The sequence below is a fragment of the Hansschlegelia beijingensis genome (assembly GCF_045505405.1).
In the GTDB taxonomy this organism is placed as follows: domain Bacteria; phylum Pseudomonadota; class Alphaproteobacteria; order Rhizobiales; family Methylopilaceae; genus Methylopila; species Methylopila beijingensis_A.
This window is the reverse complement of record NZ_JBJKEX010000071.1, coordinates 1-12214: the sequence shown is the minus strand read 5'-3', so window position 1 is coordinate 12214 and position 12214 is coordinate 1. Positions and strand designations below refer to the sequence as shown.

10 protein-coding genes are annotated in these 12214 nt (G+C 69.8%); 7 read left to right on the top strand and 3 right to left on the bottom strand.

Going from position 1 to position 12214, the window contains the following annotated elements:
* Together cytX and ACIKT0_RS06885 are read right to left on the bottom strand one after the other, a co-directional pair.
* The coding region (cytX, locus tag ACIKT0_RS06890; protein ID WP_407104623.1) for a putative hydroxymethylpyrimidine transporter CytX at positions 1–1166 on the bottom strand (1166 nt) is incomplete at its 3' end.
* A gap of 99 nt (positions 1167–1265) precedes the next feature.
* Complete coding sequence (locus ACIKT0_RS06885) at positions 1266–2165, bottom strand: LysR family transcriptional regulator (RefSeq protein WP_407104622.1); 900 nt, start codon at positions 2163–2165, stop codon at positions 1266–1268.
* Positions 2166–2439: 274 nt separating this feature from the next.
* Between ACIKT0_RS06885 and ACIKT0_RS06880 the strand changes: the two genes are divergently transcribed.
* The 7 genes from ACIKT0_RS06880 (at position 2440) to ilvA (ending at position 10271) form a co-directional block, all read left to right on the top strand.
* Positions 2440–3831: an MFS transporter gene (locus ACIKT0_RS06880; RefSeq protein WP_407104621.1), complete on the top strand. Its 1392-nt coding sequence runs from the start codon at positions 2440–2442 to the stop codon at positions 3829–3831.
* Between the two features lie 241 nt (positions 3832–4072).
* A complete protein-coding gene (locus ACIKT0_RS06875; protein WP_407104620.1) occupies positions 4073–5245 on the top strand; it encodes an LLM class flavin-dependent oxidoreductase in 1173 nt (390 codons plus the stop codon).
* A 56-nt stretch (positions 5246–5301) separates the two neighbouring features.
* Positions 5302–5805 carry a flavin reductase family protein gene (locus tag ACIKT0_RS06870; RefSeq protein WP_407104619.1) on the top strand — a complete coding sequence of 168 codons (504 nt, stop codon included), beginning with the start codon at positions 5302–5304 and terminating at the stop codon, positions 5803–5805.
* A gap of 20 nt (positions 5806–5825) precedes the next feature.
* Positions 5826–7004, top strand: coding sequence for a CaiB/BaiF CoA transferase family protein (locus ACIKT0_RS06865; protein WP_407104618.1), 1179 nt, complete (start codon positions 5826–5828; stop codon positions 7002–7004).
* On the top strand, positions 7001–7717 hold the full coding sequence (locus tag ACIKT0_RS06860; RefSeq protein ID WP_407104617.1) for an enoyl-CoA hydratase/isomerase family protein: 717 nt from the start codon (positions 7001–7003) through the stop codon (positions 7715–7717). The genes ACIKT0_RS06865 and ACIKT0_RS06860 overlap by 4 nt, the downstream gene beginning before the upstream one ends.
* A complete protein-coding gene (locus ACIKT0_RS06855) occupies positions 7680–8648 on the top strand; it encodes a DMT family transporter (RefSeq protein ID WP_407104616.1) in 969 nt (322 codons plus the stop codon). The genes ACIKT0_RS06860 and ACIKT0_RS06855 overlap by 38 nt, the downstream gene beginning before the upstream one ends.
* Positions 8649–8699: 51 nt before the next feature.
* On the top strand, positions 8700–10271 hold the full coding sequence (gene ilvA, locus ACIKT0_RS06850) for a threonine ammonia-lyase, biosynthetic (RefSeq protein ID WP_407104615.1): 1572 nt from the start codon (positions 8700–8702) through the stop codon (positions 10269–10271).
* A gap of 16 nt (positions 10272–10287) precedes the next feature.
* Here the strand turns inward: ilvA and ACIKT0_RS06845 are convergent, their stop codons facing one another.
* A complete protein-coding gene (locus tag ACIKT0_RS06845) occupies positions 10288–12075 on the bottom strand; it encodes a thiamine pyrophosphate-requiring protein (protein WP_407104614.1) in 1788 nt (595 codons plus the stop codon).
* Positions 12076–12214 lie beyond the last annotated feature (139 nt).

Below are 12214 nucleotides of genomic sequence, written 5' to 3'. Positions count from 1 at the left end.
GGCTCCGTCATCGGCGATCTGAACTCGCGGCGCGGGCAGATCCAGTAGGCCCCGCCGCGGCGGTCAATCTCGGCGGCGTCGATCCGGCGCCGGCGGACGATGAAGTGGTCGGCCAGCGCGACCCCGAACAGCGGCGCGAACACCGAGCCGATCAGCAGCAGGAAGCCCTCATACTCGGTGAGGGGGAGCGTCAGCGCGATCAGCGTGCAGAGCGCGCCGAAGCCGAGCGCCAGCCGGCGGACAGGGACGCGGGTCAGCGTGCCGGTCGAGACCGCGGCGGAGTGCACCGCCGCGAAGGCGTTGTCGGTCTCGTCGAGCAGGATCAGCAGCAGCGCGAAGCCGCCGCCGGCGAGCGCGAGCGTGCCCGCTATCGAGGCCTCGCCGCCGGAGCTCAGCGCATAGGTCGCGCCGAGCCCGTAGAACCAGACGTTGCCGAGGAAATAGCCGAGCGCGGAGCCCCGGAAGGCCCCGTCGGGCGTGCGGCTGAAGCGGCCGTAGTCCGCGATCACCGGAAGCCAGGAGAGCGGCATCGCCGCCACCAGGTCGACGGCCGCGCCGAACCCCATGCCGCCCTGGCCGGGGCGGGCGAACAGCGCGGCGAGGTCCTGCCGGGCGAGCAGCGCGTAGGTGAGCCAGGCCGAGGCGGCGAGGATCAGGTAAAGGCCCCATTCGCGCAGGAAGCGGCGCACGAAGGACACCGGGCCGCCGGCCGCGATCGCGGTCGCCAGCCCTCCGAACAGCAGCGTCCACATGACGGGCGACGAGACCCCGGTCAGGCCCGTGGTCAGCGTGTCGGCGGCGTCCGCCATGACGATGATCTCGAACGAGCCCCAGCCGACCAGCTGGATGACGTTGAGGACGGCCGGGATCGCCGCGCCTCTGATGCCGAGCGAGGGCCGCAGCGTCGCCATCGCGGAAAGGCCGCTCTCGGCGCCCATCATGCCTGCGAGCGCGAGCGGCAGCACACCGAGCACGCTGCCGCAGACGATGGCCGCGAACGCCTCGCCGAGGCTGAGCGCCGGAACCAGCAGCGAGCCCGCCTGCAGGACCAGCAGGCCGAGCCCGAGCGAGAACCACAGCGCGAACGAATCCCGCGCGGCGAACACGCGCCGTTCCGCCGGAACCGGGATCAGCGGCGCATAGGCGGCGGCGTCGGTCGAGGCCATGGGGGCGTCCGCTCCGGCGAAGGGATGTTCGCCCATAGCACGTGGGCCGCCGCCGCGCGCGCCCTCAGGTGGTGGCGCGGATGCGCCGCCGGGGCGCTGCTAGCCCGCGGGCTGGGGCCCCCCGGCGAAGGTGCTGACCTCGACGGCCGTCTCGGCCACCAGTTCCTGCAACGTGGTCAGCCGCCGCGTCTTGTAGACCGCCGCGAACGGGATCGGGGGCGGCTGGGGCTGGCTCGGCAGGATGCGCAGCGCGCCCTCGGCGAGCTCCTTCTCGTAGCAGGAGGGCGGCAGCAGGCTGATGCCGACGCCGGCGGCCGTGAGGATCGAGAGCACCGTCATGCTGTTGCAGAGATCGGGGCGCTGGGTCGAGCCGCTCGCCGCGAGCCACGACGACACGGTCTCGAAATGGACCGAGTTCTCGCCGAGCGACAGGATGCGGAGCGCCTTGAAGTCGGAAGCTTCGAGCGGGCGCTCCGGCAGTTCGAGGCCGCGCCCCGCCATCCAGCAGAACTCGACGGCGCCGAGCGGGCGCGCCACCAGCCCGGTGTCGAAGGAGCGGCCGGGGATCAGCGCCACGTCGAGTTCGCCGGCCTGCAGACGGTTGCGCAGCGGCGCCGTCAGCGAGATGTCGAGCTCGAGCGTGATCTTCGGGTAGAGCCGGTGCAGCCGGGCGGCGAGCTCCGGCAACCAGGTCATGGCGACAAGCTCCGCCACGCCCACCCTGACCACGCCGGAGAGCGCCTCGCGCGGGCCGACCTGCTCGCGGATCTCGCTCTGCAGCGCGAGCGCGCGCTCGGCGTAGCTCACCAGTTCGCGTCCCTTGGCGGTGAGCGTCGCCTTCCGATGGCTGCGGTCGAACAGCGTGACGCTGAGGTCCTGCTCGAGTTCCTGAATGCGCGCCGAGACCGTCGACTGCGTGGCGTTCAGTTTCCCGGCCGCGGCGGCGAAGCTGCCGAGCCGCACGATTTCCAGGAAGGTCTGAAGCTGGCGAAAATTCATGGATGAGCCGCCCCGCCATCGAATAACTCGAAGTCTATCGATCGGAAACTATCGTTTTCAATCGGATTTTCCGGATCATAATGTTCGGGCGGATCGGGAGGTCCGACCTCGCGATCTCAACGAAAAGAACGCCCGCCTGGCCCAGCCAGAGGCGGGCGCCCGGACGCGCCGGGCGCTTACCCAAGGCCGCGACGACGGGGTGTCGCGGCCCTGGGGCGCTCAAGCGTCAGCGACGTGGACACGATAGTCCCGGGAGGGACGTGAGGAGGACTGGATGGCGTCTCATGAGGGGGCGTCGGCGCTTAGCGACGCCGACACCGCGCGCCACGCCCGGCGCGCCGTGATCGCCTCGACCGTCGGCACGATGATCGAGTGGTATGATTTCTATCTCTACGGCCTCGCCGCCGCGCTGGTGTTCGGCAAGCTCTATTTCCCGGCCACGGACCCGTATTCGGCGACGCTGCTGTCGTTCTCGACCATGTTCGTCGGCTTCGTGGCGCGTCCGCTCGGCGCGCTGATCTTCGGCCATTACGGCGACCGCATCGGCCGCAAGACGACCCTGGTGGTGACGCTCATGCTGATGGGCGTGAGCACGGTCTTCATCGGCCTGCTGCCGACCTATGAGTCGATCGGCGTCTGGGGCGCGGTCGGGCTCGTGTTCCTGCGCGTCCTGCAGGGCATCGGCGTCGGCGGCGAATGGGGCGGCGCGGTCGCGGTCGCGACCGAATGGTCGAAGTTCAACAAGAGCCGCGGCTTGGCGGCCAGCTGGCCGCAGTTCGGCTCGCCGCTCGGCATGCTGATGGCGGTGGGCGCGCTCACCCTGACCGCGCAGTTCGGCGACTCCGCCTGGTTCGAATCCGTCGGCTGGCGCATTCCGTTCCTGTTCAGCGCGGTGCTGATCGGCGTCGGGCTGTACATCCGCCTGGGCGTGCTGGAGACGCCGGTGTTCCAGAGGCTGCAGAGCGAAAAGAAGCTCGCCCGCGCGCCCGTGATGGAAGCGGTGCGCGGCTACTGGAAGCAGATCCTGCTCACCTGCCTGATCCGCACGGGTCAGCAGGCGCCGTTCGTGATCTTCACCACCTTCCTGCTCGCCTACGGCACCAAGAACCTCGGCTTCGATCGACAGTTCCTGTTCAACTGCGTGCTCGTCGCCTGCGTGGTCTCGTTGTTCGCCAATCCGTTCTTCGGCTGGGCGTCGGACAAGATCGGCCGCAAGCGGATGTACGTGATCGGCGCGGCGACGATGCTCGCCTTCGCGTTCCCGTATTTTTGGATGCTGGACACCAAGATCCCTGCGCTGGTGGTGTTCGCGATCGTGATCTCGATCCCGATCCACGACATGCAGTGGGCGCCGCTCGCCGCCTTCACGACGGAGAGCTTCCCGCCGAGCGTCCGCTATTCGGGCTCCTCGATCGGCTACCACCTCGCGTCGCTGACCTCGGGCGGGCCGGCGCCGCTGATCTGCGCCTACCTGCTGCACACCTACGGCACCTCGACGGCGCTCAGCATCTACATCGCGGTGATCGCGGCCATCAGCCTGATCTCCGCATTGCTCCTCAAGGATCGGTCGCAATCCGACTACACGACGAACGAAGGTTGGGCCCGGGGCGACGCGAGCACGGCGGCGACGCCGGTCAAGCCGACCCCGGTCTCGGCGACCTCGTAGGCTCCGTTCGCCCACGGAGACTATGACGTCGGCGGCCGGCGAGGAGACTCGCCGGCCGCCGATCGCTCTCCCGGCGGCCCACTCCCCATCGAATTAATCGAAGAAGCCTGATCGAAAACTATCGTTTTCAATCGAAAAACACGAAGTCTACCATCTGATCAGAGGCGCCGGCGCGGCTTAGGCCGTGGCCCGCAAAAGATCAGCGCCGGGGCGCAACCCGCGCGAAACCATGGGAGAGCGCATGATGCTCGATCACAATCACCGCGGCGAGGACGCAGCGCTGTCGCCGCTCGAGGCCGCCAAGCGCAATCCCCTGATGCTCGGCCTGTTCCTGCCGATCCAGTCCGGCGCCTGGAGCCCGTCACGGGCCCCGCGCGAGACCTCCTGGACCTTCGACTACAACGCCCGCTGCACCATCGAGGCCGAGCGCCTCGGCTTCGACCTCGTCTTCGGCCTCGCGCAGTGGATGGGCAAGGGCGGCTATGGCGGCGAGATGAAGTTCCGCGAGAAGGCGACCGATCCGCTGCTCGTCACAGCCGGGCTCGCGGCGCTCACCAAGCGCATCCTGCTCGTCTCCACGGTCCACATTCTCTACGGCTGGCATCCGCTGCATCTGGCGAAGTTCGGCGCCACCATCTCGGAGATGAGCGGCGGCCGCTGGGGCCTCAACATGGTCACCGGCTACAAGAAGAGCGAGTTCGAGATGTTCGGGCTCGAGCCGATCGAGCACGACCATCGCTACGTCATGGCCGATGAGTTCGTGACCATGATGGAGCGGCTCTGGTCCGAGGACGAGAACATCACGATCGACGGCCGCTTCTGGAAGATGAAGGACGCCTTCATCGCGCCGAAGCCGGCCGGCGGAAAATGCCTGCTGGTCAACGCCTCCTCCTCGGGCGCGGGCCTCGCCTATGCGGTCAAGCATTCGGACCTGATCTTCGTGACGAGCCCCGCCGGCGCCAATCTCGACAAGGCCTGCGAGGCGCTGCCCGCGCACACCGCCAAGATCAAGGCGGCGGCGCAGGAGATCGGCCGCGACGTCCGCACGCTGATCAATCCGCACGTCATCTGCCGCGAGACCGAGGCCGAGGCCTGGGCCCAGTACAATGCGATCCTGGAGAACGCCGACCCGGTCGCGGCGCAGAATTTCTACCAGACCTTCGCGGGCGGGGATCAGGCGTCCTGGAAAGCCGCCACCAAGGAGCAGTGGACGATCGGCGGCAACGTCCACATCGTCGGCACGCCCGAGCAGGTGGTGGACGGCTTCAAGCGGCTCAAGGCCGCCGGGATCGACGGCGTCCAGGTCAACTTCTATGACTTCCTGCCCGACCTGAAGTTCTTCGGCGAACGCGTGCTGCCGCTGATGCGGCAGGCCGGTCTGCGCCTGGAGGGGCCGCTCGCCGCGGCCGCCTGATCCCCGCCTTCGCCACCCCAGTCTCCGCACGGCCGTTTCCGGGAGGTTCATCCCAAATGTGCGTCTCCGACCAGATCACCGCGAAAGAACTGCGCGCCTTCGCGGGCCACTTCGCGACGGGCGTCGCGGTCGTCACCACCCAGAGTCCCGAGGGCGAGCTCTGCGGGGTGACGATCAACGCGGTGACGTCGCTGTCGCTCGACCCGCCGCTGTTCCTGATCTGCCTCGACCACAAGTCGAACACGCTCGGGGCGCTGCTCGCGAGCGGACATTTCGGGCTGCATTTCCTGGCGCGCGAGCAGACGGAGGTCTCCCGGATCTTCGCCTCCAAGCAGGCGAACAAGTTCGAGACGGTCGGCTACACGATGGGCGCGTTCGGGAGCCCGCTGCTTGACGGCGTGCTCGCCGCGGCCGAATGCACCCTCTCGGAGATCTGCCAGGGCGGCGATCACACCATCATCATCGGCGAGGTCGCCAAGGTGCATGTGCACGGCGGCGAGCCGCTGCTCTATCATCGCGGCGCCTATGCGGCGCTGGAATGCGAAAGGCTGGTGGCATGAGCATGAACGGCGCAGCGTCCGTGAGACCTCTTGAGGGCCTGCGGGTGCTCGAATTCGCGCAGATCGCGGCGGGGCCGTTCACCGGCATGCTGCTCGCCGATCTCGGCGCCGACGTGGTGAAGGTGGAGCGGCCCGACGGCGGCGACGGCATGCGCGGCTGGCCCCCGCTGCACGCCGGCGACGAGGGCGAAGGCGAGTTCAGCGGCAACTTCACCTCGCTCAACCGCAACAAGCGGTCGATCGCGCTCGACATCAAGGACAAGGCCGACCTCGCGAAGCTCTACGAGCTGGTCGAGAACGCCGACGTCTTCATCGAGAACTTCCGCCCCGGCGCGCTGAAGCGGGCCGGCCTCGGCTACGACCAGCTCAAGGCGCGCAACCCGCGGCTGGTCTATTGCTCGATCACCGGCTACGGCCAGACCGGCCCCTATTCGCAGAAGGGGGCGTTCGACGTCACCGCGCAGGCCATCAGCGGCCTGATGAGCGTCACCGGCGAAGAGGGCCGGCCGCCGGTCAAGTGCGGCGTGCCGGTCGGCGACTTCGCCACCGGTCTCTATGCCGGCTACGTGATCCTGGCGGCCGTGATGCGGGCGCGAGAGACCGGCAAGGGCGCGCATGTCGACTGCTCGATCCTCGGCTCGCTGCTCGGCATCTCTGCGCTGCAGACGAGCGAGTATTTCGGCACCGGCGTCGCGCCGCGCCGTCTCGGCTCGGCGCATCCGCGCAACGCGCCCTATGCGGGGTTCCAGGCCTCCGACAAGCCGTTCACGATCGCCGCCGGCAACGACAAGCTGTGGCGCGACACCTGCGCGATCGTCGGCCGGCCGGACCTGCCGGACGATCCGCGCTTCACGTCGCAGTCGCTGCGCGCGAAGAACCAGAACGAGCTGGCCGCGATCCTGGAGCCGATCTTCGCGACCCGCACGGCCGCCGAATGGCTCGCGGACTTCGACGCCAGGGGCGTGCCCTGCGCGCCGATCAACGACTTCGCCGACATCCTCTCCGACCCGCATGTCGACGAGATGGGCTGGGTGCAGCCGGTGACGATGCCGAACGGGGCCGAAGCCAAGACGGTCGGCTTCCCGATCGGCCTGACGGACTACGAGTTCGAGATCACGCGGACGCCTCCGCGGCTCGGCGAGCACAATGACGAGGTGATGAGCGAATGGACGGAACGCCGCTACGCCAAGGCCCTGTGAGGGCCGGCTCCGCCGCCGCGGGAGCGTTCCGCACGCTGACGATCGACCGGCCCGAGAAGGCGAACGCGCTCGATTCCGCGACCGTCGACGCGCTGCTCGCCGCCTTCGAGGCGGCGCTGCCGGACGGCAAGCCGATCGCCTTCACGGGCGAGGGCAAGGCGTTCTGCGGCGGCTTCGACTTCACCGGGGTCGAGGAGCAGAGCCAGGGCGACCTGCTGCTGCGCTTCGTGCGGATCGAGACGCTGCTGCAGGCCGTGCGCCATGCGCCGGTGGTCACCATCGCGCTCGTCGGCGGGGCGGCGTTCGGCGCCGGCGCCGATCTCGCGGCGTCCTGCGCCTACCGGATCGGCTCCCGCGAGGCCAGGTTCCGCTTCCCCGGCTTCCGCTTCGGGGTGGCGCTCGGCACGCGGCATCTGGCGCGCGTCGTCGGCCAGGACGCGGCGCGCGCGATCCTGCTCGAGAACCGCACCATCGGGGCCGAGGAGGCGCTGGGCCTCGGCCTGCTGACCCATCTGGTCGAGCGCTCCGAACTCGAGGCCGAGGCCGAGAAGATCGTCGCCGCCCATCAGGGCTTGCCCGCGCAGACGGCCGAGCGCCTTCTGGCGCTCACGGGCGCGGACACGCGCGACGCCGACATGGCGGATCTGGTGCGCTCGGTGATGCCGGACGGTCTTCATGACAGGATCGCGCGCTACCGCAACGCCGGCCGCTGAGGTCGCGCCAGCGGAGCTGACGCCTGCGCGGATCGACCGCGCGGGCGTGGCCTGCCTGCTGGTGGCGACGCTCGGCTGGGGCCTCAACTGGCCGATCGTCAAGCTGCTGCTGCTGGAATGGCCGCCGCTGTTCGCGCGCGGATCGGCCGGCCTCGTGGCCGCCGCCGTGCTCGCGACGCTGGCCTCGCTCAGGGGCGAGCGGCTCCTTCCGGCGCGCGGGTCGCGGGGGCGGCTGGCCTGGGCCGCCTTCACCAACGTCTTCGCCTTTATGGGCTTTTCGACGCTCGCGCTGCTCTGGCTCAAGGCCGGCGAGGCGGCGCTGCTGGTCTACACCATGCCGGTCTGGGCGGTGCTGTTCGCCTGGCCCGTCCTGGGCGCGCGCCCGAGCCTGCGGTCGGGCGCAGCGCTCGTGCTGTGCCTCGCCGGCACGCTGATCCTGTTCGGCGACAGCCTTGCAGCGTTCGACGCGGCGAAGCTGCCCGGCGTCGCCTTCGCGCTCGCGGCCGCGGTGCTGTTCGCCATCGGCACCGTGACGGGACGCGGCGGGGTCCCGCTGCCGCCGATCGCCAACACCGCCTGGCAGGTCGGGCTCGGCAGCGCCCCGATGATCGCGCTCAGCCTCGCTTTCGAGCAGCCCCGGCTCGGCGCCCTGAGCGCCACGGGACTCGCCGCCTGGATCTACATGACGGCGGTGCCGATGGGGCTCTGCTATCTGGCCTGGTTCGCCGCCGTCCGGCGCCTGTCGCCCTCCACCGCCGCCACCGGCTCGCTGCTGGTGCCGCTGATCGGCGTGCTGGCCGCAGCGCCCATCCTCGGCGAGGCGATCACCCCACCCGCCGTCGCGGCCATGGTTCTCGTGCTTTCCGGCGTCGCGCTGGTGGTGACCCAGCGCGGGACGCCGCTCTCGGCGGGGCGACCGGCCGCGGACTGAGCCGGCCGGCCGCGCTTGCGCAAGCTCATCATCCTCGCCTAGAGCCCCTCTGTGGGCGGGCATGGACATTCCGCAAGGCGGAGCCGGCCGCGCCCAGGGAGCAGCCGGATGGATTACGTTCGCGAGATCCTCGACGCGCGCGTCTATGACGTCGCGACGCACACGCCGCTCGACCGCATGACCCGGCTCGGCGCGCGTCTCGGCCGCGACGTCCTCCTCAAGCGCGAGGACATGCAGCCGGTGTTCTCGTTCAAGATCCGGGGGGCCTACAACCGGATCGCCCGCCTGTCGGAGGACGAGCGTCGCGCCGGCGTCGTCTGCGCGTCCGCGGGCAATCACGCGCAAGGGGTGGCGCTGTCGGCGCAGCGGCTGGGCGTCGAGGCGCTGGTCGTGATGCCGGTGACGACGCCGCCGATCAAGATCGACGCCGTCCGGCACTTCGGCGGCGAGGTCCTGCTTCACGGCGACACCTTCGACGACGCCTACGCGTTCGCCCGCATGATGGGCGCGGAGCGCGGCATGACGTTCGTGCACCCGTATGACGATCCGCATGTGATCGCCGGCCAGGGCACGATCGGCGTCGAGATCATGCAGGATCACCCGAGGCCGATCGAGGCGCTGTTCGTGCCGATCGGCGGCGGCGGGCTGGCGGCGGGCATCGCATCCTACGTCAAGTATCTGAGGCCGCAGGTGAAGGTCATCGGCGTCGAGCCCGCCGACGCCGCCTCCATGAAGGCGGCGCTCGAGGCTGACGAGCGGGTCGTGCTGCCGCGGGTGGGTCTGTTCGCCGACGGCGTGGCGGTCCGGCAGGTCGGCGAGGAGACGTTCCGCCTGTGCCGTGAACTGCTCGACGACGTGCTCACCGCCGACACCGACGAGATCTGCGCCGCCGTGAAGGACATCTTCGAGGACACGCGGGTCCTCGCCGAGCCGGCGGGCGCCCTGTCGCTCGCGGGCCTCAAGGCGTACGCCGCGCGCGGCGGCGAGCCGCGCGGCGCGCTGATCGCGATCAACAGCGGCGCGAACATGAACTTCGACCGCCTGCGGCACGTCGCAGAGCGGGCGGAGGTGGGCGAGGCGCGCGAGATCCTGCTCGCGGCGACGATTCCCGAGGAGCGGGGCAGCTATCGGCGCTTCATCGAGATGATCGGCGGCCGGACCATCACGGAGTTCAACTACCGCTACGCCTCCGGCTCCGCGGCTCATGTGTTCGTCGGGCTGAAGCTGACGGACGCCGCGCGAGAGAAGCCCGAGCTCATCTCGGGCATGGAGGCCGCCGGCTATTCGGTGCTGGACATCAGTTCGGACGAGATCGCCAAGCTGCACATCCGCCACATGGTCGGCGGCCGCGGGCAGGGCATCTCGGACGAGATCGTGCTGCGCTTCGAATTCCCCGAGCGCCCCGGAGCGCTGCTCAGGTTCCTGGAGGCGGTGGGCTCGGACTGGAGCATCACCCTGTTCCACTACCGCAACCACGGCGCGGACTATGGCCGGGTGCTCGTGGGCCTTCAGGTGCCGGCCGCCGATCGTCCCCGGTTCGACGAGAAGATCGCGAGCCTCGGATATCCCTTTGAGGACGAGTCCGACAACGCCGCCTACAGGATGTTCCTCGGCCCGAGCTGACGCGGCCGGGCCTTGCTCAGTCCTTCCCGCCAGGCAGCACCGAGGCGAGCGCCTGGCGGGCGGTGTTCTTGAGCATGGCTCCGGCGTTCGGGTCGCGAGGCCACGCCGTCATGAAGTTGCGGATCTGCTTCAGCGTCAGATGCGGCGGCATCGGCGGCACGTCCGGATCGGTGCGCACCTCGAGCACGACGGGCCTGTCCGCCGCGAGCGCCTCATCCCAGGCGGCGCCGAGCGCCTCCGGATCGTCGACATAGAGGCCCTTCAGGCCGATCAGCTCGGCGAAGCGGTGATAGGGCACGTCCGGCAGGACCTGGGTCGCCTCGAACTTGGGGTCGCCCTCCATCACCCGCTGCTCCCAGGTGACCTGGTTGAGGTCCTGATTGTTGAGCACCATCACCACGAAGTTCGGCGTCGCCCAGTCCCGCCAGTATTTCTGGACGGTGATGAGCTCGGCCATGTTGTTCATCTGCATCGCGCCGTCGCCCACCATGGCGATAACAGGCCGCTGCGGGTGCGCGAACTTCGCCGCGATCGCGTAGGGCACCGCCGCGCCCATCGAGGCGAGGCCGCCCGACAGCGAAGCCATCATTCCCCGGCGGATCTTCAGGTCGCGGGCGTACCAGTTGGCGCAGGAGCCGCTGTCGCAGGTCAGGATCGCATGGTCCGGCAGGCGCGGACTGAGCTCCCGGAACACGCGCTGCGGATTTACCGGATCGGCCGGCGCCAGCGCGCGGTTCTCCATCGTCTCCCAGGACGCCTTGACGCTCTTCTCGACCGTCCGGCGCCAGGAGCGGTCCTGCCTGGCCTTGATCAGGGGGATCAGCGCGCGCAGCGTCTCGACCGCGTCGCCGACGAGCGGAACCTCGGCCGGATAGCGCAGCGACAGCATGCCGGGCTCGAGGTCGATCTGCACCGTGCGCGCCTTGCCCGGCGCCGGCAGGAACTCCGAATAGGGAAAGCCGGTGCCGACCATCAGCAGCGTGTCGCAGCCTTCCATGAGCTCTGCGCTCGCCGGCGTGCCGAGCAGGCCGATCGAGCCCGTGACGTAAGGCAGATCGTCGGGCAGCGCGGCCTTTCCGAGCAGCGCCTTGGCGACGCCCGCGCCGAGCAGCTCGGCGATCTGCATGACCTCGTCGGTCGCCTGCATCGCGCCGGCCCCGACCAGCATGGCGACCTTTTCGCCCGCGTTCAGGACATCCGCGGCGCGCTGGAGATCGTGGTCGAAGGGCACCACCCTGGGCCGCGAATAGCCGACCCCGGACTGCACCGCGCCATGCGCGAGCGGCGGCTCCTCATAGGCCTCCTCCTGCAGGTCGTTCGGAAAGATCAGCGCCGTGACGCGTCGCTCGCCGATCGCGATCCGGCAGGCGCGGTCGACCAGATGGCGCACCTGCCCGGGAACCGTCGCCTGCTCGCAGAACGCGCCGGCGACGTCCTTGAACATCGACTTGAGGTCAAGCTCCTGCTGGTAATGCGCGCCGAGCGCGGTGCGGGCCTGCTGCCCGACGATCGCCAGCACCGGCATGTGGTCGAGCCGCGCGTCATAGAGCCCGGTGATGAGGTGCGACGCGCCGGGCCCTGAGGTCGCGAGGCAGACGCCGAGCTCGCCGGTGAACTTGGCGTGCGCGGAGGCCATGAAGGCGGCCATCTCCTCATGGCGGACCTGGACGAACTCGATGTCGCCGTCGCGGCGGCCGAGCGCGCCGAGCAGTCCGTTGATGCCGTCGCCCGGATAGCCGAAGACGCGCGTGACGCCCCAGGCCTTGAGCCGCTCCCAGAAATAGTCGCCGACCGTGGTGGCCATGGTGGAGGTCTCCATGTGCGGGGGCGTCGCCGGGGCGCCGGGATGCCTAGGCAACATCGCAGGCCGCGCGTCGGTTCCTGCGCGGGCCCCCGCGAGGAGCGTCGGAAGGCGCGGTCGGACGCCGCATGGAGCTGCGGGC

Excerpts from the sequence above, each read along its gene's own strand:
- ACIKT0_RS06870 (WP_407104619.1), top strand. The coding sequence starts at position 5,302 with ATGTGCGTCTCCGACCAGATCACCGCGAAAGAACTGCGCGCCTTCGCG.
- ACIKT0_RS06875 (WP_407104620.1), top strand. The coding sequence starts at position 4,073 with ATGATGCTCGATCACAATCACCGCGGCGAGGACGCAGCGCTGTCGCCG.
- ACIKT0_RS06885 (WP_407104622.1), bottom strand. The coding sequence starts at position 2,165 with ATGAATTTTCGCCAGCTTCAGACCTTCCTGGAAATCGTGCGGCTCGGC.
- ACIKT0_RS06855 (WP_407104616.1), top strand. The coding sequence starts at position 7,680 with ATGACAGGATCGCGCGCTACCGCAACGCCGGCCGCTGAGGTCGCGCCA.
- ACIKT0_RS06845 (WP_407104614.1), bottom strand. The coding sequence starts at position 12,075 with ATGGCCACCACGGTCGGCGACTATTTCTGGGAGCGGCTCAAGGCCTGG.
- ACIKT0_RS06880 (WP_407104621.1), top strand. The coding sequence starts at position 2,440 with ATGGCGTCTCATGAGGGGGCGTCGGCGCTTAGCGACGCCGACACCGCG.